This window comes from Bacillus sp. MRMR6, from assembly GCF_001940785.1.
Taxonomy (GTDB): domain Bacteria; phylum Bacillota; class Bacilli; order Bacillales; family Cytobacillaceae; genus Neobacillus.
The window spans coordinates 15,998-38,997 of sequence record NZ_MSLS01000037.1 but is presented as its reverse complement, the minus strand read 5'-3'; the positions used below and the strand labels follow the sequence as shown (position 1 = coordinate 38,997).

The following is a 23,000-nucleotide window of genomic DNA, read 5'->3' as shown; positions in this document are numbered from 1 at the left end:
GAAAGATTTAATTTTCGCCATTAGGACAGGTTTACTACATTCAAATACTAGACTTTGAGTATCATGTATTAATCCATGAAAAATTCTTTTAAGAAAGTGGTCTTCTCCTACTTTCTTTTTTTTGGGAATAACTTTTAAAAATGTGGAAAGGCGAGTACCTACAAGCTAAATTTTTGATTCTATTACGGCAGCAGCTCCTGCGACGGCTAGAACAAGAAAAAGTGGAAAAGTTACCGGAAAATATAGATAAACAATTACTACAGTCAAAGAGGACCAAAATCCTACACACCAAAAACAGCTTAAAAGAGAACCGATGAAATAACGTATCCCTGTCCCCTTGATTTCCACATTCTCCTCTAATTGGCCGAAATTATTTTCTACTATGTTTACAGAGAAAAATGGTCGCCTGATAAATGCAGTAATTTTATCATAGACAATTAAATGAGTTACTCGAAAGGATGCAAAAATGATTATAAATAAATCAATCCAATCCAAACTGTACATTCACACACCTCATTTCATGTATAATTTGATACATTGTATGTATAGCCCCTTTAAACGTTCCATCACCTTTATCAAGAAGGAAAAAACACAGGGTTCTGACAATTGTTTTACTTCTCATTGGCTGAGAATCAAGGTCTTGACAATCGCATATATTTTCCATTAATGAATGAATGAAGGAGGTACCGAATAAAGTAAATTGGGGATGGTGTACTACAACGAAAGGGAGGACTTTTTATGGAGTATAATAAGTTGCCAAAAGAAAAGCAGATAGTCTGTTCTGTTGTTACAGAATTACAAGCCGCACAAGTTGCCAAATTATGCGAAAGCTATGGCATTCAAGCAATAATCCGAATGAAGCCTTTTGTTGATATTTCCCACCTAAAAAAAATTGTAAAGGCAAAGATGAAGGAAAGATTATATGATCCATGTCCCTGCGGTAAAGAAAAGAAGTTTAAATTTTGCTGTTACCCAAAAGAAGTTGATATTAAGTTATAAGCTTGTCTCTCTATTGTTTATTGAATTTAGGAGTTTTCAGAGAATGATTGAGTAAAAACATGTTAAATAGGCCGCAAAATACGGTCTATTTAACATGTTTTTGTATTTGAGCTGAGGTCTTCCAGATTTTCCTTGGTTAATATTTGCTTTTTACTCCTATCTGTTTGGGTTTTCCGCAGCCGCATCCCCCAGAATCAGACTTCACCCTTTTATTGGATACTGCCCCCTGTGTTGAATAACTGGCAGCTATTTTTCGACCCATATAAACTTTTGATTGATGTAATAAATTAGAAGAAGGAGATCCATTTACGATTTTGTCAACCCGTTTGTTTTTCAATTTAACTACCTCCTTGCTATTTAGGGTTCTTATAATTATATGTTTCTTTGAATTGTGATGTGTTCCCATTTATGAGTTAGAAAATGGTTAAAAAAATTAGTTTCATAAACCAACAGAAAACGGCGTTCCACTAGGCCGCCGTTAAGTCAATTATTTGATATTATTAATGTCAATGGGATGACTTTTTTGTTGTTCATCCTAAAACAACCTACATGTACTTTTTCTTTATGAAATGAAACAATAAAGTAAGCAAGTTGATCATAGGGGTTGTTTTCAATATCCCGTGATGAAGGAATTGCTGGTGAAGTGGGATGTGAATGGAAAATTGCTGTTAGTTTTTCATCATTCTTATTCATTTCCATAACTGCACCTTTAATAGCCTCTTTAGACATATAAAATCGATTAAGTTGGCGGGTTTCATTTTTTATTTTCCATAAAGTGCTGCCTGTTTCATTTATACTCGAAAGTAAACCACATACTTCATAAGGCAACCCTTGTTTACAATAAGCAATCATTTCTTCATAAACAGATTTCTTAATATAAAACTCTTGATTATTTTCTTCCTGAATCCCTTTTGTTTCAATAAATAGATCCGGATCCGGAAGAGGGAGGCTGGGTTGTTTTACTTCGTAATGTGAAAAAATCGAGTGTTGTGGCATTTGAATTCGCATTTTTCTGAGCATTTTGATATATACCTTGCTGTTGTGAAATATTTCGATGAAACCAATCTCCTGATTGCGGCTCCTGAGGAATAGATGGTTTGTTTTCTAAGGCTAATGGCTGCTCATGTTGCTTAATGGCTTCTACAGTTGGTTGTACTGCTTTTTGAATTCCAGAAGTCAAAGGTGGTTGTGTGATATATTGCCTAATAAAATTTTCCTTTTCTTTCAAACTGGATTCTACTACCACAAATTTAGCATTCAATTCTTCCAATTGTTTTTCTGTATTCACTCTGTCTTTTTCATATTGACCAATTTTTTCTTGATACAATTTTATCTCAGAAGTAAAGTGTATCATCTGATCTTGAAGGGCCCTTTCACTTTCCTTTTGGATTTTATAAATTTCTAATTCTTTAGCTTTCAATTTTGCCGCTAACTCTTCTTTTTTCTGCTCCAGTTCCTCCATTTTCACGAGGGTAGCCTTTGTTTTTGCTAATTCAGATTTTAATTCATCAATTTGTTTGGACCATGAGCCTTTTTCTGCATCAAAAGACTCTGATTTTTCTTTATACACATTCACCTGATCCTGGACGTGTTCTAGTACCTCCAGGTAGGAATCTTTTTCACGCTGATAGTTATGGGTTAGATTATTAAATTCTTCAATTTTCACTTCCAATTCATCTTTTAGCTTGAGTTTTTCTGTTTCAAAGAGTTCGAGGCGAGTCAAGGAGTCTTGGGCTTTCAGTAACTCGGTTTTCATCACTTCAATCTGATTTTCAAGCTCACTCTTTCTAGCCTCCGACTTTTCAAGGTCATCATTAAGCTGAATTATCTCTTGCATAAGTTTCTCATGCTCCTTTTTTAGTTGATTAATCACTCTATTTTTTGCTTCCAATTGGCCTTGCAGTGAAGATGCCGTCCTAATGATTGTTTTTGTTTGAGTAAAAACACCATTTAGTTGGGAGGTTATATTATCGAGTCTCTTCTCGTCGGCCTCCCTTTTCATTGAGAATTGTACAACACTCTCACGAATTGAAACGTTTTCCTCTGTGAGAATCTTAATTTTTTTTTGAAGGCCGACTTTTTCTTCTATTATCTGACGATTCTCTTTCCCTAGTCTCCTTACCTCTTTTAGCCTATTTTTCAGACGAGCTAATAGTTTGCTTTTTAAGGTTTCTAATTCCGTTATTTGTTTTTTTACATCCAAAAGTCCTGTTTGATTATTCCCTAAAACCTCAAGTACAGCATACTTCTCTGAGTCCAATTGGGTAATCTTCTGTAAATAGATTACGTTTTTCTTAGTTATTTGTTCCATATTTTCATTTAAAACTTCAAATTGCTGAACATAATTTTTATTATGAACAGTTACATCTTCTAATTCCTTATTTTTCAATTGCAGCTCGTTTTGCAAATTTCTTTTTTCCTCATTCAACTGGCTAATTAACTTCTTTACCTCCAATAACTCTGCATCCATATCATTATTTTGCTGGCTTAAAGTTTTTTCTCTTTTCTCAAGTGCCTCAACCCTATTTTTATATTCTTCGGTATCCTCTTGAAACTGTTTAATACTATGTTGTAAAATTCCATTTCTTTCGTCCTTTTCAGTTATTTTTAGACGTAATTCATTAAGACTAGCCTGTAATGCTTCGTTATGTTCAAAGACTTCTTCTCTTTCTTTAATCGCCTTTTTCAATAAAGGTTCAAGTTTTCGAATTTCAACTTCCCGATCATGTCCTTTAAAAAGGTTTTGTTGAGACTCTTTATGCTCTTCCTTCAAGAGGGATATTCCCTTTTTTAACTGCTCCAATTGGACTTCCTTTTCTTGTTTTTCATTCAATAATTTTTCCGAGATTTCCTTCTGCCTTTGTGCTTCTTTTCTTAACTCTTCAGCCAATTTGACAAGTTTGTCATTTTCTTCTGCAATCCGGTCATTTTTCAAAACTATCTCCCGTACATCATTGTTCTCCTTTAGTTGAGTTAATTTGATTTGATAAGCTTTATTTTTTTGAAACATCTTATTATATTCAATAATGAGCTCATCTCTATCTTGAGCATATGTCTTATAATCATTAAGGATCTTTTGCATTTCCCTTCTTAAATTATTATTATCTTGTAGCAGCCTAATCACTTGCTCACGGTTACTTCGTTCCTTTGTTTCACTAATTGATTGGCATTTTAAAAGTTCTGACTCCAGATGAATCACTTTCTGCTGTAGCTGCATTTGGGTTAGTTTGTCAAAACGCTGCCCTTTTAACATTCTTTTTCCTCCTCTAGGCGAAAGCCCATTTTCACATTTTATGCGAGTTCTAGTCTAACCTTTACAAAACACCATGCATTTTATTATTTTTCAATTTAAGGGAAAAGTGGGGTGTAATTAATATTTAGCTTGTTTTACTGTAAATTTAGAGAACATTCAAGTACTTAAGGAATATATTGTAATGGGTGAGCTATTGATTCCCTTCTGTCCCTTCCTGATTTTATGAAAATTCAAACAAACCTTAACACTTTTCAGGATAGCAGCATAGGATGCATGAGACTCAACCCAAAAAAAGAAATATAAAGAAAAGAAAGGATGATTTTTTCATGGATTTTAAAGCTATAAGCGGTGGTCAGGAGACTCTTTGTATCAAAGTAAACAAAGTCTACGACTGGGTAACTCGTCAAGTAGATGTTCCTCTATTGGCCTTTGATAGAGGTGACCTTGGCTCAACATTGTTCTTTGATTGCCCGGGGGGAATCACACCAACACCAGGTTCTGATGACCCTTGTGCTATTCTAGGTGGTAACTATATCGTAGATTGTTTCCCTTCAGACGAGGACGGAAACCCTATCGACCCTTTAGCACCTGGTGCTATTTTATGTCAAGAAATCCCGCAGCCAGAAGGTCGTGCAACCGGGCAGTTTCAATTGCCTGATGGATCAACAATTACACTACAGAAGGTAAAGGTATTGAAAAAGGGGTTTATTGTTGTTCGTGTTACAAATCCTGCAGGAGATGTTTGTACATCCCTACCAATTCCTTGGGCTGTTTCTGAAAAGTTTTTCCTTTGTGCGCCTCCTGGCACGTTCCTTCAATGTGAAATAACTGACTTTGAATGTGATGCTAACCTAATTTGTCGTCCATTAGCTACACCTGGAACTTTCGAATTCCAACAACTCGATATCTCCATCAATTTATGCCAAAATGTTCAGATGGAGGCATTAGTAAAACTAGAAATTACTGCAGACTTCTGTCAGCCTCGGACAGATATGCCGTTTGTATGTCCGCCACTTGCATTCCCGCCACAATGTCCTACAATCTTCCCAGGGGTAGGACCCACTCCCACTCTTTAATAGAGACGGGACATAAGTGTTAATTCAAGGAGGTGTTCCACCTCCTTTTTTTTGTTTTTAAGCACAAACATTAAAGTGCCAGTCCATTTCATTGAAAACCCTTTACTATCATGAATTAAAATTAGTTGCATAGAATATTAGGAAATCTTTGCTAATCGGGGGGGAGGAATTCATTTGTTCTGGAAAAGAAAAGAACAGATAATTGCAGAGGGGCAGGCTTGGTTCAATTACGCCGTAATGCTTCCTGATATAGAGGAAGAAGAAAGAGATTTGACGATCATTGGAAATTTCATCATGAAAAATACAGGTCAAAAAACACTTAATAATCCAATCATCTGTTTACGAACAAATCCTCCAAAAAATGTCCGTCTTGGAGGAAAAATCGGATCAGTATCCCACACTGCCCTAATGATTGATGGAACAAATACAGAAACTTGGCATTACCTTTTTGATAATTGGAAGGAAAAAATCTTGGAAACAGGAGAACACATTCTAAAACCTAATATTTGCAGGTATATAGAACCTGGTGGAAATCTAATCTTTGCAAACGAACTGCGTATTACAAAAACGAGTGAACAAAAGTTTGTAGTGGTTGAAGGATTTTTTTATTGTGATGAAATAAAAGACGGAATTCCCGCATTAAACAGTATTACAGTAAACTATTAGGTGACGTGATGATGAAAATATTATTTATTACTTCCAGCTATAAAGGAATTTATGATTATTTTGAAGAATGGATTGTTAGTGAGCTAAGAAAAAACCATGAAGTGGAATTTTTCCATTTCAAGGACGGACTATCTAATTTGCAGTTGCTTACTAGAAAGTTTAATCCAGAGGTTGCCCTTACCTTAGTTGGGTTTAAGTTACCTATCCAAATGGTTCATTGGTTAAAGAAACAGGAAGTTAAGACAGCTGTGTGGTTCACGGAAGATCCCTATTTTATGGATCGAACACAATTGCTTTCTAAATATTTTGATTATGTTTTTACCATTGATTCTGCAGCACTTGAATATTATAAAAACAACGGTCATTTGCATGCCTACCAATTACCACTTGCTGCAGAACCACATGTATTTAAACCTAAGGTAGTGGAAACAAAATACAAGAGCGATATTTGCCTTGTAGGGTTTCCTTATCCGGATCGAGTACAATTTATTCAGTTCCTTTTACAAAATACAGTCTACAATATTAAAGTTGTGGGTAATTGGTCAAACCGTTTATTTCGCTTCCGAAGCAACCCCAAATTAATGATTCATGAAGGATGGGTACCTCCTACCGTTGTCGCTGATTTTTATAACGGTGCAAAGATCGTGTTAAATACACTTCGGCCGTTTAATCTAAAGCAAAACCAAAACAAACTGGGGATTGTTGGCAAAAGTATAAATAACAGAACCTTCGATGCCGCAGCGTGCGGTTCATTTCAACTGATTCAATACAAAGAGGATTTACAACACTATTTTATAGAAAATGAGGAAATCGTATCATTCAAAAATAATCAGGAGCTTTGCCAAAAGATTGATTACTTTCTGAAATCTGAAGTAGAACGACAAAGGATTGCGGACAATGCAAGAAAACGCGTCCTGAGGGAACATACTTTTGAGAAGAGGCTTGAAAAAATGTTGGAGCTGATTAAGGATTCAACCAAATAAAAGCATCGTTCAGTTGGATAGCCCTTTTTAGTTAAGTATAGTTTGAAAAAATCTTTTATCTCGATTTCGAAGGAGATGTTACATTTGGAGGAAAAAAGTAAGCTTTTCCTTGTTTTATGCCTTCACCGTTCCGGGTCTAGTGCTACTGCGGGTGTTATGCATCTATTAGGTATTCATATGGGAAATAGGCTCCTTCAGGCAACCAAGCATAATCAAAAAGGCCATTTTGAAAATGTTGAATTTGTACAATTAAATCAGGAAATTCTGAGAAGCGTCAACAGTTCATGGAACAAACCACCTCTCCAAGGAAAAATCACGGAAACCAAGATTTCAGTTTCAAAAATCCGCACATTTATTGAAAAAAATCGGAAATCTATATGGGGACTTAAAGATCCACGCACATTGTTAACGTTTGAACTCTGGAAACCATATTTAGAAGAGGCTGCGGATATCACCTATGTGTTTGTGCATCGGCCATTCGAAGCCTCGGTCCGCTCTCTGGCAAGTCGGGATCGGAACACGATTGGAACGGCAAATCTTATATTAATACCCTATCTAAAAAGCCTCTATCACTACCGTCATACTTACGGCCTGTCTCCTGAAAAGATAATCGATGTTTCTTATCAAGATTTCTTAAATAATCCAGAAGCTTTTGTCAGCCAAATAAACAAACTAACCGGTAACCCCCCTGATTATCGGCTCAAGGAGGTTAAAGAATTTCTAGACAAAAAGTTAAAAACTTTTTAAGGAAAATTTATCATACCATTCTTACACTACTCCTTCGTCTGCAATTACACTTGATAAATACCCTTTTAATCGTTCATTAAAAAGATGAATCCTCTTGTTTGAATAGGAGTTTTTTGAAATGTATTTTAAATATCCTGTTGCATCATTCATTTTGTGATAGTGAATGATTACTGGATCACATCGTTTCATCTCGTTGCTCATGTTGAGAGTTAGATGAAAGTTCATTTGTAAAGGCAATCTTGCAAAAGGTAAAGGATGGTCGGCAAAGGCGATGGTTAAGGAAGCCTGCTCACAGAAAAAATACTGCTTGCCTAACAAATATTTTTTTTGTGACAGATCTTGTGTGTATTTTCTCCAAATAGGAAAAAAAGACTGTATCAATGCTCTTGGGAAAACTAATACACCTGCATTACAATACCAAATTGTTCTCTGCTTTGTTATGGCTGTGAGATAATTTTGCTTTGGTAGCGGGAGACGGTAATGGGCAAAAAGTTTATGAAAAATAGCATTAGGAACAGTTAACCCCGCTGCTATTTCTGCCTGGAAATGATCGCCATCAATAAAAGGTGAAGGGTCTTGGACGATAATTGTATCACAATCCAAAAGCATGATCGTGTCGTAAGAAGAAACTTCTGGCAATTCAAACAACCTGAGCTTGTTAGAAGGGGGGTGCGATATACTAAAACGACTCACAATTCTTACAAATACCCCCCATTTTTCTAGCTCTTTAACATATTCCGGATCTGCTTCTTCAACCATACAGACAAAAATATTTGCCCCTGCCATACTTCCGCCGAACCAACGGATTGATTGTACAAGTCTGAGGGCCTGTGTTTGATATTTCTTATTGTTTTCCGCCACACATCCAATCATTAACCGGCCCGCCCCAGGTACCAAACGGCGATATTCCTCTTCCACATATTTTTCCTTTATATCAAGACCATATTGGTTTAACAACCTTTTATGATGAATTACAAATCGTTCCTTTTGTTCATTACTAAATAAAGAAAGGTCTTCTTGCCTCACGAGTGCAAAACACCCTTCTTCAGATGAAGCCATAATCAAATCATGTCGAAGGCAATCCCGTAACATTGTCCCTCCTGTTTGTTTGTTACAGCGGATCCCAACGGAATCTATTTCATCCTCCTCAAGTTCATTAGGATTGTCATATAGAACCGTTTTAATGATAATCAGACCGCCCGGACAAAGGTTTTTTTTTATTCCCCCCCAAATCGCCTCCATTTCAAAGACAGGGATATATTCCAAAAAGTTTGAAAGAATAATAACTTTATATAGGTTGTTACTATTTAGGTCGTTTGCATGGCAACAATGTAACACTTTATCCTTTTCAACATTTTGGATTAAAGAATCAATAAAGTTACTGAGATTCATACATATTCCTCCTTTCTTTTAGAAACAATTCTCCTTAGGTCTGATTACCTTGTGATGTTTCCATTTTAGTAAAGCAAATCATTTTTTGATTCCTTGGGTGTCCCCAATCACCTATATATTCAAGCTGTAGGGAAGTATCCTTAATTAAATATTCAAATATGGAAAGATGATAATGGTACGGATCTTTGTCAAGGTAAGTAGTAAGTCCTCCCGGATGGTTTACGGGATTATCATTGGACTTTTCTGGAGATTCAAAAAACGTAGCGTAAAATTTTCCCCCTGGATTTAATACCTTTTCAATATTGACTAGGCACCTTTGGATAACATTTACTGGTAAATGAGTTAACACCGACTGAGCAATTGCATAATCAAACTCCTTTTTGAAAAGATGGAAATAAAAGTTATCGTTAACCAAAAGAATTGGTTTCTTTCCAGTTAAATTGGCCTTTTTAAGTTCTGACTGCCCTGCTTGTATAAGCGAAGGATTGATGTCCAAACCGCTGTACTTGCCTTCATTTAAATATTTAATAAAATAAATTCCACCTCGCAGACTGCCGCACCCTACATCCAGGAGTTCGTGATGCGGCTTCAGCCCCTTCTCTTTTAAAAATGCAATTTGTTTCTCTCCCATTTCTTCCCACATTCCGCCTATTATACTGCGATGGCGCACATTTTGTATATCCAGTTCGGTAAGTTTTAAATCATAATATTGATTCCACATTTCAAGATTCCCTCCCCCGACAGTTACTTTTAATATATTGCATGCATATGTATTTGGTTCGTGGTGGTTTCGAATACCAATTTCTTCATTATATAAAAACTAATTCCATTTGGGATTTTATTGGCGGGTTATACCAATTCCTTCATTATATATATGATCTGTTCATATGTTTAAATGACAAAACGAAAACAAATATCTCCATAGAGGTACAATTATTGAGTAAAACAAAAAGACAGGAGTCTATGACACTCACTTTTTACATGAATACTTATAAAAGATAATGGAATCTTTTCTGTCTAGTTAAAACAAAGGGAGATGTTTAAATGAAAATACTGCTTGCTACGTTTTGGGGTATTCCACATGTGGGTGGAGTATGGAATTATATGAAGCAGTTAAAAGAAAAGCTTGAATCTCTTGGGCATGAGGTGGACTTACTAGGGTATGGAGAAGGTAATAATTATTTACACATTGTAACAAAAAAGCAGGTTATTCAAAACAAATGCTTACTTCCCGTTATTAATAAAATACATGAACAATCCGAATCGTCTCTTTATTATAAAAACCCAATATTGAATTATTATGAGCATCTACGGTATTGTTTTGAATTAGGAGCTGCTTATTTCAATCTAGGAAAGTATGACTTAATTCACACTCAAGATGTCCTTTCTACCACTTGTATAAATCGAATAAGGCCGCAAGGAACGGCTTTAGTTGCTACACTTCATGGAAGTGTTGCTCAAGAAATGAAACATTTCGCCACTAACGTTTATAAAAACACCACATCAAACCTAATCATAGAATATTTTGCGAAAATGGAATATAACGGGGCTACGAGTGCTGAATATACACTCGTAGCAAATAAATGGTTAAAGGACTTGTTAACAAACGAATTCCATGTACCCGTTGAGCAGCTAAAAGTGCTTCACTATGGATACGATACAGATACATTTGTTAAACGAATGAACGAAGCGTCTTCCATTCAGCGCCCGTCTGACAAGAAAGTGATACTTTTTACAGGCCGGCTGGTTGAGATAAAAGGGGTTCAACATTTGATAACTGCTCTCAGCCAATTAAAAAGCTTACGCTCCGATTGGGTTTGCTGGATTGCAGGAGACGGAAGCAAAAAAAAAGATTTAGAGTATCAAAGGAAGATTTTGGGTTTAGAAAGAGATATTTTATTTTTAGGGAAGCGGGATGACATCCCCAGTTTGTTGTCCAATTCGGATATTTTTGTTCTCCCCAGTCTTCTTGATAATCAGCCTTTATCGGTCATAGAAGCTCAAATTGCCGGAAAACCTGTTATCGTAAGTGATGCCGGAGGATTGCCTGAGATGGTTGAACATGGAACCACAGGTGTTATTTCACCTGCGGGAGATACTAATACTTTATGCACAAATTTAAACTATTTATTAGCACACGATCAATACAGAGAATATCTTGGTTCTAATGCTCAAAAATGGGCTCTGCCTTATTGGTCTATTGATACAGCTGTTAAAAACTTGTTAGATGTATACCAAAGAGCACTTTCTAATAAATAAATATTAAAATTAGCATTCTGGAAACTTATTTCTTTTGATACTCTCCAACATTTTTCCTAAGGTTTATTAACTTAATCTCATGCAAAGGGAGGAAATGAATGAATATATTATTTGTTTTTTATGTTCCGAGCGGAGGAGTAGAGACTTTAAACCGTCAAAGATGCAGAGCACTTAAAAAGAATAATATCAATGGCCATTGCCTTTACTACGAAAAAAGAAGACAGTTGATCAATGATCATAATACCACTACGTTTATTACAAATAATGATGATGAAATAAAAAAGATCTTACAAACAGGAAATTATAGTGCTATTGTGGTAGTTTCTGATTTTCAAGCGCTGCCGAGATTTCGTAACTTGGGTTACAGAGGGAAGATGATTATTGAAATCCAAGGATATGGCCCAAAGGAGACAGCAAGAAATGCCCTTACTAATGCGAAGCCCCTTGTCATGCAGCATGCAAATGGATTCCTCAATCCAAAAACTCCACACATTACGCAATTATTAGATGAATTATATCCATCTTTTCCGAAATTCAGTTTCAATAATTGTTTTGATACCAGTCAATTTTCTTATCGCTCCTTACCGTTGAATAAAGCCCCTATGATTGCTTGGATAGGCAGAATTGAAGATAATAAAAATTGGCGTGAGTTTCTTCAAATAGGCAGCTACCTAATCAAATCATTCAACTCAAACCTTCAGTTACTTATGTTTGAAGATCCCACAATCAGTACACCTAAGGAAAGGAATGAGTTTCAAAAATTAATTCAACAACTCAACTTAAAAAATAATCTAACAATACATTCGAATGTACCTAATTCTCAAATGGCAGATTATTTCTCAATGATTGGAGATTCCGGTGGTTTTCTATGCTCAACATCCAAGGTAGAAGGAGCTCCATTGTCTATCCTTGAAGCAATGAGCTGTAGATGCCCTGTTTTAACTACAGATTCAGATGGTGTAAGAAGTTCAATTATTCATAATCAAACCGGAAAATATTATACTTTAGGAAATATTACAGAAGCCGTTATTCAAGCAAAAGAGTTAATGTCAAACAAGACAGTAAGAGAAAATATTCGTTCACATGCCGTTGAATATGTAAAGAAACATTTTAGTCCTGATCAGTATTGTGTAAATTTTATCAATATGCTTAGCTCACTTGGAGTAAAGGTTTAGTAATAATCGACTACAGATTTATAATCGGAAATCAATTAGATCGTTTTTCGATTCAATGCAACTAACCCCCGGCACTCCATGGAGCTAGCCGGGGTTTGGTTTAGGAAAACATTTAATTTTTCATATCATATCCATCTGTTCGATGAATACAGATCCCTTTAAGGTGGAAACACGAAGGAATTACGGTCGCCTGCACGATTTTTAGCGTTTTTGATTATTAAAAGATTTATAGACCTGAAGAAATTGAGGATCAGGAATCGAATAGTCGGGCGGAAGCCGGTTAACAATCATTTCCCACATGGCCTTTTCTTGTACTGGGGCAAAGAGTAGTAATTCTTGTGGTGTGAAAAATTTGATTCGATTTATCACTTTTTCTGGATGCCTTCTTCCAATTTCAGAATGAAGGTGTGATGATCTTATCCGACTTCTCTGCTGTCGGTTGGTCTGAGATGATCGAATCCGCCCTTTCTGCTGTTGAATAGGCTGGGGAGCTCCGTCCCGATTCCTTTTCGGTTGATTGGGCTTTGGAAATCTGACTCGTTGTCTTAGCTGCTGATTTGCCTTTTGCTGTCCGAGTCGTGTTCTTTGTTGTTGATTGGTTTGGAAGTGCCTGACTGGTTTTCTCTGCTGCCGATTGATTTTTGATGACCAGATTCGGCTTCTGATTTGACCATTTAGTGCTGATCTCTCAATATGAGGATGATTTGGAAGGGATTGAGGTAAAGGCATTCTCTGTTTCTGACGGTTAGGGAGTAATTGCTTAATTGGCCTTCCAAATTGATTATTATAGGGTGATAACTTATTTCGATTTGCTTGTATTGGTTTAAGAAACCTTGTTTGAATCCTTCTTACTTGATTAATTTTTTGACCTCTACTCACTAACCTCTCCCCCATTCTTACGTTTAAGCACTTGCTCATATATTGTTATTGTTTTTTCTACCATTAATTCTAAGTTCCATCTCTCTTCTGCCCATTTTTGAGCGTTAGAGGCCATTGAATGTCGGAGAACTTTATTTTCAATTAATTTCCGGATATTTTGATATAAAAGTTCGCTATTTCCTTTTGGTGATATGAACCCCGTATGGCCATGGGCTACTGCTTCAGGCAGACCACCAGCATCAGTAGCCACCACCGGTTTCCCGGCCATATGAGCTTCCATAATCGCATATGGAAAAGATTCTTGTAGGCTAGAGAGTACACAGATATCTCCTTGTTTTAAAATCGCTGGAATATTGTCTTGCGACCCTAGAAACATTACGTTGTGAAGCAGTTTTAACTTTCTAGCCATGCTTACTAACTCATTTCGTGAATTTCCATCGCCGACTATCCAGCAAACCCAATCCGTACGCTGTTTTTTTAATTTTGAAAGAGCATCTAAAAGAGTTTTATGACCTTTAATAAACACCAATCGGGCTGGACAAACGATAACGGTTTTACCAGCTGGAGCAAGGACAGGGGAATTCCCCTCCATTTTTTTTCTAAATTGACCAATATCCAAAGCATAGGGAATGATCGATAGCTGTTTTTCTTCTACATGGAAATCATTTATTAAAAGATCCTTTAGCCATTGTGTTGCTACAATTGTGATGTCGCTGGAAGCTGAGCCCATATACTCCTGCCATTGCATATATCTCCATTCAAAATCCATTCTTGGGTTGTTGGTTTGATTTTTTATAAATGATCGATCTCTGTTTTGGATTAGATATTCGGTCGCAATACAGCCATGAATACTTGCAACGAGTGGAGTTTTTTTGGGTTTTACACGTGATAATAACCGTGTAGAAAAAATATCCTGAGTATGAATTAAATCATAATTTTCTAGATTGAAATAACTGGCTGCTAGTTCAAAGCAATGGTGGTTTATTTCATTAATAAAAGAAAAACTACCCCGATTCGCCATACATTGATTTACAACCTTGGATATTTTATTAATTTCAATAAATTTATTTGTATTAACCAAATAGAATTGATTTAATGATGGATGCTTTGCAAGAATATCAACCTTATGACCTATCCTTTCCAGGCCATTTTTTAATTGTTCAATGTACATGGCAGATCCCCCTACAACAGGGTGTTTCCAATATGTTACGATTAATATTTTCAACTCTGACACCTCATTTTCGAGTTACCATATCTTATGATACCACCTAAAAAAGGACCGGGCGGCAAGGTTGCCCGATCATTATCTAAATAGAATCAATAGCTGGTTTAGATCTCACACCCTTCAAACCACGGTATCCAGTTGAAAGGAACCGCAATGCCTTGTTCATTTGGGATGCTGGTCCAAGAGACTGGGTTAAGTTGCCTTTTTCTAAAAATATTTTCCTAAAGAACTATCTTCTTTTTTGATCAGTCGGAGTAGGCTTGGGCATTAAAACTTTCTGGACCTGTACGTGTTGGTGCAATTGGCACTCCGCCTGGTATGCTAATGAAAGCCTGATAGATTAAAAATGCAGGTGGCGGGTTAAAATCAGCACCTGTAAGAGTTATTATTCTTCTTGAAGCAACTCCTAAAGTACCTGAAACTTGTGATGTTTCTGAAGCTGAATAAACAAGAACACGATTTGGACCTGTCCCCCTGTATATTTCAATATTAATCGGAACTAATACCTGAGCGAGTGAACTAACTGCGATAGTTCCAGTAAATTGAACACGTCTATTTGGCCCTGCAGCCGAAAGGTTGAGTCCAAGGGTAGCAAAAAGAGTAGGGGTAGAAGAGAGAGGAATAGAAATCGCATCGCTATAGCTAATATTTTGAGAAATTTGAGCGTCTAAGAATCTAGTCACACTAATCACCTCCTTTTTTTCGTTGTAGTTAATCTTATGTATTAAAAACTATTTTTGTATGGACAAGTTACTTGATATATTCATACATTTTCACTAATTGGTAGAATTCGCCAATTTAATAGAATTTATATCCCTTAACTTCTCGATTTATATTTCAATGATATAACCATAGAATAGATTTTATTATTAGCTTTAATAAAAATAGTTTAAAAGTACAAGCTATTTTATAAGTTTCTAATAATATACAGTAGTATATCCGAAAGGAGGTTAAAGTTTTGGCTAATGTAATACTAGATTATAAAGCAAGCGTACCCAGCAATACATTCGGTGGTACGGCAGCGGTATCAATTCCGCAAATACCTAATCAGTTGCAAGTTGCTGATTTAGGAGTGTTCCTCTCCGAACTTACGCCATCAGCCGAAAGTAATCGAGTTTATTTGTCTGCCGATGTAGGAATTAATTCCCAGCTCGGTTCTATTTTCAATAATGCGGTTTTTTTCCGAATTTACCGAGATGGAGTAGAAATTTTTAATACTACAGTTGGTTTACAAAATACACCAGTACTTCCGGCACACGACTACAATGTTACCTTGAGTACCATTGATGAAGGTGTTCCGTTTGGTTTTCATGTCTACCAGCTAACATTACAGGCAGCTGTTGCCAATAGTAACCCAGCTCTTTTTACTATGGCTCAGGTTGTAGGTCCTGTTACATTTAGTGGTCTTGCAGTTGGGACAACCTAACCACTCAAATAACTTTGTGAGAAAGGAGTAAAAAAATGACAGAAACGATCTTGGCGTTTAACGATTCGGTTCCTTCCAGCAGATTAGGAGCAACCCCCCCTATAGTCATACCATTCGGTTCCCAACAAACAGTAGCCTCTTTTTCCATTCTTTTTAATGCCAGCACACCAGCAAGTAATCGGGTAGAATTGAATGCTACTGTAGGGGTAGCGGCTACGTCGTCCGTTGCACAGGTTATATTTCGGATTTTCCGAGATGAAATTCTGATTTTTTCAACCCGGCAAGGATTGCAAACTGCAAATGAACAATTTTATACCGTTAAAATGACAGCAATAGATTTTAACGTACCAGAAGGTACTCACAACTATATGTTGACAGTTGAACGATTAGCTTCTGCAAACACAGCAAGTGTAGCCGGTCCCATTACATTTGGCGGTATAGCATTTGGTCCCATTGATTAACTTCATTAGCTAAACAACTCATTGAAAGGAGTGAAAATGCATGCCAGAAATTATTCTTGATTATAAAGCCTCTGAGCCAAGTAACCAGACGGGCGGTGTTCCAGCCTTTCCTCTACCAGTTGGCGGAATTCAGCTGGCGGACTTAGGAATATTCATCGTGCCGCCGGTACCGGCAACCAACCGGATTGAATTAAAAGGGACAATCGGAATACAGGCTTTAACCGGCACACCTGTGGTCATTTTTCGGATTTTTCGTCAGGCGGACGGTGTTGGTCCAGAAGTGGAAATTTTCAATAAAAGGGTTACACCTGAACCAGCTCCTGCGGAAGCCTTTTATACCGTATCTTTTTCCACCATTGATTTTAACGTAGCTGCATCGAGTGGGTTTATTGTTTATAGATTAAGAGGTGAGGTTCTTTCCGTTCCAGCGGGTACTGTTAACGTAGTTGGACCCGTAACATTTACGGGATTAGCTGTAGGAAATATTGATTAAAACGATCTGAAATCCAATAATTAATTTGAAGCTTATAAGTATGAAAACTAAGAAGAAATAGAAGGAGAAGACTTATTCCGCATAAAAGTCTTCTCCTTTATGAGTTTGGAACCTGATACTAAGTTCTTCTGCTTTGCTCCTGCTTGTACTTTTGCAATTGTTTTTGTTCATCTACCGTTAAAGTAGTAAGTTTTTGAGATATGAGCTGCTTAGCAAACTCATATAATTCCAAATCTAATTGATTATATTGTTTAATTAAGTCTATAACGGAAGCTGGGACCTCTTGTTTTCGCAGGCGTTTTTTTGTTATATTGCGTTTATCGTAGTGAATATTATTCCAACCGTATTCCTTTTTAATCAGAAATAGGGACTCATTAAATAATTCAGTTATCCCTACCACTTTAAATGTTTTTAAATTTTCTTTTGCTTTTTCGAGGTTAGGATGAAGTTTTTGTCCGCATATCATCAAGGTCTGTAAATTTTTAGCTTCTGGCTCATTTAATACAAATTCCCGCAAGCTCATATTTTTAACTCTTTCATATCCTTTATAGTTTCGAAGAAAATAATATGAAGACAAAACACGGTCAATGGGCTCCCGTAACATAGTAAAGTAGGTACATGATTTTTTAAATTGCTCGTGGACCCCATAAAAATAATGACCTGCAACTGCTTTGATGTTCCTCTTTTCCTCTATAGTCAATTGATCAGCTTTTTTCATTATACCTCCCAACGAATCATGATCAAATATTTCTCCAAAAACGTATTGTTGTCTTAAAATTTCACTTAAAGTAGTTCCCCCAGTTTTAGGTATATGCATGAAAACGGTAAGTTTATCATTAATCATAATGATCATCTCCACTCTATTTAAGATAGATATTATGCTAAATAACATATGTTAGTGAGGTTAAAAATGGAATGGAGATAAATCATTTTAAACATTAGATATGGTAATTTTCTAATGTTAATAGGTTTTAAGAACCAATTTATATCAAATGAAAGAATTATTACATATGCTAAATAGTGTAGTACATGCGAGAATAGAAATCTAAGTTTGCTAGGACGGATTTTCATTAAACATTTACCTTTAAGGAGGATGAGAAGTGTATCCAAAAGTTTCCATTATTATTCCATTTTATAACTGTAAATATGTAGATCAGGCAATTCAAAGTGCCCTGAATCAAACATATCCTAATAAAGAGATTATTGTAGTAGATGACGGTTCGACGATTTACACTGAAAAAATTGCTCCATTTCATGATCAAATTGTTTATCTAAAAAAAGAAAACGGAGGTACTGCTACAGCATTAAACCATGGAATACGTTCAGCTACTGGGGAATATATTGCCTGGTTAAGCTCTGATGATTATTTTCTTCCCGAAAAAATATTGAAACAGATTACTTTTATGCAAAACAAAAATGCAAAAGTTAGTTTCACAAATTATGATATCATCGATAAGGATAACAAAGTCATTATTCCTTGTTGTGGCTACCGTTTTTCGGATTTGAAACAGATTTACAATGCTTTTTTAACCAAAAACTCTGTTAATGGCTGTACTGTGATTATGGAGAAGAACCTATTTGCCCGGATTGGGTACTTTAATCCTTACCATCGGTATACACATGATTATGAAATGTGGTTTCGTTTATTGGTAAACGGCTATAAATTGTATTATTTCGATGAAGTGCTCGTTAAATTCAGGAAGCACGAAGAATCAGGAACAAGCAAATATCAAATTAAAATGCAACAAGAAATAGCTGAAATAGAAATGTATTATCGGCCCCTTCTTTTAAAATATATTGAACGGATATAACTAGCTAAAACCCCTTGGATCCCAAGGGGTTTAGTTAGTTAAGAAGTTTTAATTTATCACTGGAGACAACGTTACCTTCAATTCTAATTTTGTCCTTTTTAGACGGGATAATTGGTAAATATATCAAATCCAATTGGTAAACATAGCAATAGATTACCATTGCAACAAGAATATAACCGCATAACCTATTAAGAAAAGTAAAGGGCCAAGCATGAAAGAAACTCAAAACTAACTAACCCAGTGGTAATATGTCAAGTGAAAAAAAAGGAATTCTAGTGCGATTTTTTAGAATCCGGATCAACTGGAAATTCTTGTGGAAAGTGCTCTTACTACTAATAGACGAGGGGGATTAACTGTGAAAATAATGACCATTTTAGGTACACGGCCTGAGATTATTCGCCTAAGCCTCATTATTAAAAAATTAGATTATTTTGCAGAACAGCACACTTTAGTTCATACAGGACAAAATTTCACTTCGTCACTGAGTGATATATTCTTTCAGCAGTTAGGAATTAGAAAACCTGATTTTGTATTGCAGGATCATCAGCAAACCTTAGGACAGCAGCTATCGGAAATGTTTAAAAGTCTTGAGACTATCCTACTGAAGGAAAAACCAGATAAAGTATTAGTTTTAGGTGACACAAACAGTGGATTAAGTGCTATTTTAGCGGAAAGAATGGGGATCCCAGTTGTCCATATGGAAGCTGGCAACCGCTGTTTTGATCTAGAAGTTCCAGAGGAAAAGAACCGTCGTGTGATCGACGCCATTTCAAGTTTCAATTTGCCATATACTCCTCAAAGTAAAGAAAATTTGGTAAGGGAAGGGATTCCTTCAAATCGAATTATTCTGTCCGGCAATCCGATTTATGAGGTATTAGAGAATTACAAAAACGATATAGAAAACAGTGAGATCCTTAACAGGCTATCGTTAAAAAAGGAAAACTACTTTTTAGTTACGACCCACCGTGCTGAGAATGTTGACCATGAAGACCGCTTATTAGAAATTATGAAGGGGATTAATTTGGTGGCTGAGAACTATCAAAAAAGGGTAATTTGCAGTATTCATCCTCGTACAAAATCGCGATTAGAAAGCAATTCATCATTATCGGTTCATCCGTTAGTAGAATTTCATGAGCCCTTTGGCTTTTTTGATTTTGTCAAACTAGAAAAAAACGCTTTGTGTGTCTTAACAGATAGTGGAACAGTCCAGGAAGAATGCTGCTTATTTTTCGTACCTACAGTAACCATTCGTAAAACCACAGAAAGACCCGAAACAATTGAATGTGGAAGTAACATGCTATCAGGGATAAATGCAGATAAGATACTTGATTGTGTTCATGTTATGGTAACACAGCCAAAAATATGGTCCTACCCTGACGGATACGACCATAAAAACGTTTCGGATAAAGTGATTAAAATTTTGTTAGGAGGCATGGAAATTGTTTAAAGATAAAATTATCTTCGTTACAGGCGGGACAGGTTCGTGGGGACATGAACTAGTTAAACAACTTTTGACATACAATCCGAAGGAAATCCGTATTTTTTCAAGAAATGAGACCAATCAATTTGCCATGAAACAAGAGTTCGACCATAATCCAACACTGCATTTTATTATTGGAGATATAAAAGAGAAAGACACATTAATTGAAGCAAGCCAAGGTGTAGATTATATTTTTCATTTAGCTGCTTTAAAGCATGTTCCGGTATGCGAGGATCAGCCCATCGAAGCATTAAAATCAAACGTAATTGGAACGCAGAATGTAATAGATGCTGCTATTAGTTCCAATGTTAAAAAAGTGATTTATATTTCTACCGATAAAGCCTCAGATCCTTCTAACTTCTATGGGTTATCAAAAGCTATGGGCGAAAGACTAATTATTCATGCGAATACATTAAATACGACAACGAAGTTTGTATGTATCCGAGGTGGAAATGTATTAGGGACAAATGGCAGTGTCATCCATGTGTTTAAAAGGCAAATTCAAGAAAAGCAAAAAGTTGGAATTACAGATGTAAGAATGACTCGTTTTTTCTTAACCGTAAAGGATGCAATAAAGCTATTATTTAAGGCAACTTTTGAAAGCATCGGGGGGGAAACTTTTGTCATGAAGATGCCTGCCTGCAGGATTATTGACATTGCTCAGGTATTAATAGAGGCATCCAATAAGGAAAATATTCAGATTGAGACCCTCGGGATCCGGCCAGGAGAGAAAATTCATGAACTACTTCTTTCAGCATATGAAAGTACAATGACAGTCTCTTATGACGAAGAATATTTTGTTATTTTGCCAGCCATTAATATTAATGGTGTAAAGGAACATTATGCAAAATATCCCCCTGTAAATTTAGAAAGCTATAATTCTAGTACAGGATTAATGAGTAAAGAAGAAATTAAAGAGATGTTAACAAAAGGCGGTTTTATTTAATGAAACTATTGGTTCTTGGTGGAAAAGGAATGGCAGGACATGTAATGACAGCCTATTTCACAGAAAAAGCGTATGAAGTGTTCTATACATCAAGAGTTAGAATTGATCAAAACAGCCATTATCTCGACGTAACTGATTTTGCAAGACTCGAAGAAATTATTGAATTGATAAAACCTGATATTATCATCAATTGTGTGGGCATTTTAAATGAACACGCAAGTAATGACCCCTTACTGGCTTTCCAAGTAAACAGTTTATTACCGCACCAATTGATGAAATTGATTGAGCGTCATCAAGGAAAACTTATTCATATTAGTACAGACTGTGTTTTTTCTGGAAAAAAAGGTAATTACATTGAAGATGATATACCGGATGGTACATCTGTTTATGCTCAATCTAAACGTTTAGGAGAAATTATTAGTGATAAACATTTAACCATTCGTACTTCAATCATAGGACCGGAATTAAAAGAAGATGGGATTGGATTATATTTATGGTTTATGAAGCAAACCGGGGAAATTAAAGGATATAAGAAAGCCTATTGGAATGGTGTAACAACACTTGAACTAGCCAAAGCAACGGAAAAAATGATTATGCACAATATTACTGGCCTTTATCATCTAGGTTCAGATACAATTGTTTCAAAGTACGAACTATTAAAAATGATCCAAAAGGTCTTTGAAAAGAATAATGTGAAAATCATTCCAGATTATGAAGTAGTGCTCGATCGAACGATTAAAAGCACAAGGACAGATTTTCAATACTTGGTTCCACCTTATGAGGATATGTTAGTAGAATTAAGGGACTGGATGCAAAGGCAATGAATCAACGGCACCGATTGTTAATTACAGGGGCAAGTGGGTTTACAGGTCAGCATGCATGCAAACATTTTGTGAAGGCGGGTTTTGATGTTACAGCCATAATAAATAACAACACTTATAAAAATAACGACGTTCGTATAGAACGATCGGATCTAACAAATAAAGATGAAGTAAATCATTTAATTAAAAAAGTCAAACCCCACTATCTTCTTCATTTAGCAGGACAAAATCACGTTGGACAATCATGGATAGATCCAATTTCTTCTTTAGAAGCAAACACCCTATCCACTGCCTATATTATTGATGCACTTCGCCAGGAAAATCCAAATTGTAAAATTGTAGTTGCAGGTTCAGCCCTTCAATTTAACCCAGCAAATATGTCTACTCTTACTCACCCATATAGTCTAAGCAAGACACTGCAAGTATTAATCGCTCAATCGTGGGCAGTTCTCTACAATTTGCATATTGTAATTGCCAAACCCTCTAATTTAATTGGACCAGGCTTCTCAAACGGTGTATGTTCTATTTTTGCTAAAAAGATAGCAGACATGGAAATGAATAAAGCAGACAAGGTACTTGAAGTGAACAACCCAAATGTCCAACGGGATTTTATCGACGTCAGAGATGCAGTGAGTGCTTATGAAACTCTCCTTTTGAAGGGGAAATCTGAAGAGATATATGAGATATCATCAGGGAAGAACCGCTCGCTGAAAGAAATAATTAACGGATTAAAATCATTAACAACCGTGAACTTTGAACTGAGGTCACTGTCAAATGAGATAGTAGAACAGACGGCTGAAGCAGGTCCAGTAAAACTAGTAAAAATAGGCTGGAAACCTGCCTATTCGCTTGAAACATCATTACTTGATATTCTAAATTTTTATCGTAGGAATTTAAAATAACTAAGT

Annotated in this window: 25 protein-coding genes; 15 read left to right on the top strand and 10 right to left on the bottom strand. The window is 36.1% G+C overall.

All coding sequences use genetic code 11. The features are described from left to right. Positions 1-165 precede the first annotated feature (165 nt). Positions 166-504 carry a DUF1360 domain-containing protein gene (locus BTR25_RS23245; protein ID WP_075690373.1) on the bottom strand — a complete coding sequence of 113 codons (339 nt, stop codon included), beginning with the start codon at positions 502-504 and terminating at the stop codon, positions 166-168. Positions 505-738: 234 nt separating this feature from the next. Here BTR25_RS23245 and BTR25_RS23240 point away from each other — a divergent pair, with 234 nt between their 5' ends. Beyond that, positions 739-999 (top strand): YecA/YgfB family protein, encoded by a 261-nt coding sequence (locus BTR25_RS23240; protein ID WP_075690372.1) that lies wholly within the window; start codon positions 739-741, stop codon positions 997-999. A 136-nt stretch (positions 1,000-1,135) separates the two neighbouring features. Here BTR25_RS23240 and BTR25_RS23235 read toward each other — a convergent pair whose 3' ends face one another. The 3 genes from BTR25_RS23235 to BTR25_RS23225 all read right to left on the bottom strand — a co-directional run bounded on the left by BTR25_RS23235 (position 1,136) and on the right by BTR25_RS23225 (position 4,252). Beyond that, positions 1,136-1,336 (bottom strand): hypothetical protein, encoded by a 201-nt coding sequence (locus BTR25_RS23235; protein ID WP_075690371.1) that lies wholly within the window; start codon positions 1,334-1,336, stop codon positions 1,136-1,138. A 146-nt stretch (positions 1,337-1,482) separates the two neighbouring features. Further along, positions 1,483-1,995, bottom strand: coding sequence for a M67 family metallopeptidase (locus BTR25_RS23230; RefSeq protein WP_303046868.1), 513 nt, complete (start codon positions 1,993-1,995; stop codon positions 1,483-1,485). Continuing rightward, on the bottom strand, positions 1,916-4,252 hold the full coding sequence (locus BTR25_RS23225) for a coiled-coil domain-containing protein (RefSeq protein ID WP_075690369.1): 2,337 nt from the start codon (positions 4,250-4,252) through the stop codon (positions 1,916-1,918). The genes BTR25_RS23230 and BTR25_RS23225 overlap by 80 nt, the downstream gene beginning before the upstream one ends. Positions 4,253-4,578: 326 nt before the next feature. On the opposite strand from BTR25_RS23225, the gene BTR25_RS23220 reads away from it, so the two are divergent. The 4 genes from BTR25_RS23220 (at position 4,579) to BTR25_RS23205 (ending at position 7,724) form a co-directional block, all read left to right on the top strand. Next, entirely contained in the window at positions 4,579-5,328 is a 750-nt protein-coding gene (locus tag BTR25_RS23220; RefSeq protein ID WP_075690382.1) for a BMQ_0737 family morphogenetic spore coat protein, read from the top strand. A 174-nt stretch (positions 5,329-5,502) separates the two neighbouring features. Next, on the top strand, positions 5,503-5,994 hold the full coding sequence (locus tag BTR25_RS23215; RefSeq protein WP_075690368.1) for a hypothetical protein: 492 nt from the start codon (positions 5,503-5,505) through the stop codon (positions 5,992-5,994). Between the two features lie 8 nt (positions 5,995-6,002). Beyond that, positions 6,003-6,977, top strand: coding sequence for a CgeB family protein (locus tag BTR25_RS23210; RefSeq protein ID WP_083652525.1), 975 nt, complete (start codon positions 6,003-6,005; stop codon positions 6,975-6,977). Between the two features lie 84 nt (positions 6,978-7,061). Next, complete coding sequence (locus BTR25_RS23205; protein WP_083652524.1) at positions 7,062-7,724, top strand: sulfotransferase family protein; 663 nt, start codon at positions 7,062-7,064, stop codon at positions 7,722-7,724. A gap of 21 nt (positions 7,725-7,745) precedes the next feature. On the opposite strand, the gene BTR25_RS23200 is transcribed toward BTR25_RS23205, so the two are convergent. Continuing rightward, positions 7,746-9,116 carry a glycosyltransferase family protein gene (locus BTR25_RS23200; protein WP_075690365.1) on the bottom strand — a complete coding sequence of 457 codons (1,371 nt, stop codon included), beginning with the start codon at positions 9,114-9,116 and terminating at the stop codon, positions 7,746-7,748. Between the two features lie 34 nt (positions 9,117-9,150). Then, positions 9,151-9,837: a class I SAM-dependent methyltransferase gene (locus BTR25_RS23195; RefSeq protein WP_075690364.1), complete on the bottom strand. Its 687-nt coding sequence runs from the start codon at positions 9,835-9,837 to the stop codon at positions 9,151-9,153. Positions 9,838-10,160: 323 nt separating this feature from the next. Between BTR25_RS23195 and BTR25_RS23190 the strand changes: the two genes are divergently transcribed. Together BTR25_RS23190 and BTR25_RS23185 are read left to right on the top strand one after the other, a co-directional pair. Beyond that, entirely contained in the window at positions 10,161-11,375 is a 1,215-nt protein-coding gene (locus BTR25_RS23190; protein WP_075690363.1) for a glycosyltransferase family 4 protein, read from the top strand. A 98-nt stretch (positions 11,376-11,473) separates the two neighbouring features. Further along, positions 11,474-12,550: a glycosyltransferase family 4 protein gene (locus BTR25_RS23185; RefSeq protein ID WP_075690362.1), complete on the top strand. Its 1,077-nt coding sequence runs from the start codon at positions 11,474-11,476 to the stop codon at positions 12,548-12,550. A gap of 201 nt (positions 12,551-12,751) precedes the next feature. Here BTR25_RS23185 and BTR25_RS23180 read toward each other — a convergent pair whose 3' ends face one another. The 3 genes from BTR25_RS23180 to BTR25_RS23170 form a co-directional block, all read right to left on the bottom strand. Continuing rightward, positions 12,752-13,429 carry a hypothetical protein gene (locus BTR25_RS23180; protein ID WP_075690361.1) on the bottom strand — a complete coding sequence of 226 codons (678 nt, stop codon included), beginning with the start codon at positions 13,427-13,429 and terminating at the stop codon, positions 12,752-12,754. Then, positions 13,422-14,663, bottom strand: coding sequence for a glycosyltransferase family 4 protein (locus BTR25_RS23175; protein ID WP_303046867.1), 1,242 nt, complete (start codon positions 14,661-14,663; stop codon positions 13,422-13,424). Before BTR25_RS23175 ends, BTR25_RS23180 begins: the two co-directional genes overlap by 8 nt. A gap of 236 nt (positions 14,664-14,899) precedes the next feature. Beyond that, positions 14,900-15,337: a hypothetical protein gene (locus tag BTR25_RS23170; protein WP_075690359.1), complete on the bottom strand. Its 438-nt coding sequence runs from the start codon at positions 15,335-15,337 to the stop codon at positions 14,900-14,902. Positions 15,338-15,612: 275 nt separating this feature from the next. Here BTR25_RS23170 and BTR25_RS23165 point away from each other — a divergent pair, with 275 nt between their 5' ends. Genes BTR25_RS23165 through BTR25_RS23155 form a run of 3 tightly spaced genes read left to right on the top strand, consistent with a single transcriptional unit; the run spans position 15,613 to position 17,034 of the window. After that, on the top strand, positions 15,613-16,080 hold the full coding sequence (locus BTR25_RS23165) for a hypothetical protein (protein ID WP_083652522.1): 468 nt from the start codon (positions 15,613-15,615) through the stop codon (positions 16,078-16,080). A gap of 35 nt (positions 16,081-16,115) precedes the next feature. Next, positions 16,116-16,541: a hypothetical protein gene (locus tag BTR25_RS23160; protein ID WP_075690358.1), complete on the top strand. Its 426-nt coding sequence runs from the start codon at positions 16,116-16,118 to the stop codon at positions 16,539-16,541. Positions 16,542-16,581: 40 nt separating this feature from the next. Further along, positions 16,582-17,034 carry a hypothetical protein gene (locus BTR25_RS23155; RefSeq protein WP_075690357.1) on the top strand — a complete coding sequence of 151 codons (453 nt, stop codon included), beginning with the start codon at positions 16,582-16,584 and terminating at the stop codon, positions 17,032-17,034. A 118-nt stretch (positions 17,035-17,152) separates the two neighbouring features. On the opposite strand, the gene BTR25_RS23150 is transcribed toward BTR25_RS23155, so the two are convergent. Next, positions 17,153-17,878 (bottom strand): sulfotransferase family 2 domain-containing protein, encoded by a 726-nt coding sequence (locus BTR25_RS23150; protein ID WP_075690356.1) that lies wholly within the window; start codon positions 17,876-17,878, stop codon positions 17,153-17,155. Between the two features lie 256 nt (positions 17,879-18,134). Between BTR25_RS23150 and BTR25_RS23145 the strand changes: the two genes are divergently transcribed. The 5 genes from BTR25_RS23145 (at position 18,135) to BTR25_RS23125 (ending at position 22,994) form a co-directional block, all read left to right on the top strand. Beyond that, positions 18,135-18,845, top strand: coding sequence for a glycosyltransferase (locus BTR25_RS23145; protein ID WP_075690355.1), 711 nt, complete (start codon positions 18,135-18,137; stop codon positions 18,843-18,845). A 355-nt stretch (positions 18,846-19,200) separates the two neighbouring features. After that, positions 19,201-20,292 (top strand): non-hydrolyzing UDP-N-acetylglucosamine 2-epimerase, encoded by a 1,092-nt coding sequence (gene wecB, locus BTR25_RS23140; protein WP_075690354.1) that lies wholly within the window; start codon positions 19,201-19,203, stop codon positions 20,290-20,292. Then, positions 20,285-21,271, top strand: a complete 987-nt coding sequence (locus BTR25_RS23135) for a polysaccharide biosynthesis protein (RefSeq protein ID WP_075690353.1) — start codon at positions 20,285-20,287, stop codon at positions 21,269-21,271. Before wecB ends, BTR25_RS23135 begins: the two co-directional genes overlap by 8 nt. After that, a complete protein-coding gene (locus BTR25_RS23130; protein WP_075690352.1) occupies positions 21,271-22,095 on the top strand; it encodes a dTDP-4-dehydrorhamnose reductase family protein in 825 nt (274 codons plus the stop codon). Before BTR25_RS23135 ends, BTR25_RS23130 begins: the two co-directional genes overlap by 1 nt. After that, complete coding sequence (locus BTR25_RS23125; protein WP_075690351.1) at positions 22,092-22,994, top strand: NAD-dependent epimerase/dehydratase family protein; 903 nt, start codon at positions 22,092-22,094, stop codon at positions 22,992-22,994. The genes BTR25_RS23130 and BTR25_RS23125 overlap by 4 nt, the downstream gene beginning before the upstream one ends. Positions 22,995-23,000 lie beyond the last annotated feature (6 nt).

Bases quoted from the DNA above. Each gene is read 5' to 3' on its own strand.
- BTR25_RS23155 (WP_075690357.1), top strand. From the start codon at position 16,582: ATGCCAGAAATTATTCTTGATTATAAAGCCTCTGAGCCAAGTAACCAG.
- BTR25_RS23245 (WP_075690373.1), bottom strand. From the start codon at position 504: ATGTACAGTTTGGATTGGATTGATTTATTTATAATCATTTTTGCATCC.
- BTR25_RS23150 (WP_075690356.1), bottom strand. From the start codon at position 17,878: ATGATTAATGATAAACTTACCGTTTTCATGCATATACCTAAAACTGGG.
- BTR25_RS23220 (WP_075690382.1), top strand. From the start codon at position 4,579: ATGGATTTTAAAGCTATAAGCGGTGGTCAGGAGACTCTTTGTATCAAA.
- BTR25_RS23160 (WP_075690358.1), top strand. From the start codon at position 16,116: ATGACAGAAACGATCTTGGCGTTTAACGATTCGGTTCCTTCCAGCAGA.
- BTR25_RS23185 (WP_075690362.1), top strand. From the start codon at position 11,474: ATGAATATATTATTTGTTTTTTATGTTCCGAGCGGAGGAGTAGAGACT.
- BTR25_RS23230 (WP_303046868.1), bottom strand. From the start codon at position 1,995: ATGCCACAACACTCGATTTTTTCACATTACGAAGTAAAACAACCCAGC.
- BTR25_RS23200 (WP_075690365.1), bottom strand. From the start codon at position 9,116: ATGAATCTCAGTAACTTTATTGATTCTTTAATCCAAAATGTTGAAAAG.
- BTR25_RS23125 (WP_075690351.1), top strand. From the start codon at position 22,092: ATGAATCAACGGCACCGATTGTTAATTACAGGGGCAAGTGGGTTTACA.
- BTR25_RS23195 (WP_075690364.1), bottom strand. From the start codon at position 9,837: ATGTGGAATCAATATTATGATTTAAAACTTACCGAACTGGATATACAA.
- BTR25_RS23240 (WP_075690372.1), top strand. From the start codon at position 739: ATGGAGTATAATAAGTTGCCAAAAGAAAAGCAGATAGTCTGTTCTGTT.
- BTR25_RS23225 (WP_075690369.1), bottom strand. From the start codon at position 4,252: ATGTTAAAAGGGCAGCGTTTTGACAAACTAACCCAAATGCAGCTACAG.
- BTR25_RS23130 (WP_075690352.1), top strand. From the start codon at position 21,271: ATGAAACTATTGGTTCTTGGTGGAAAAGGAATGGCAGGACATGTAATG.
- BTR25_RS23190 (WP_075690363.1), top strand. From the start codon at position 10,161: ATGAAAATACTGCTTGCTACGTTTTGGGGTATTCCACATGTGGGTGGA.
- BTR25_RS23210 (WP_083652525.1), top strand. From the start codon at position 6,003: ATGATGAAAATATTATTTATTACTTCCAGCTATAAAGGAATTTATGAT.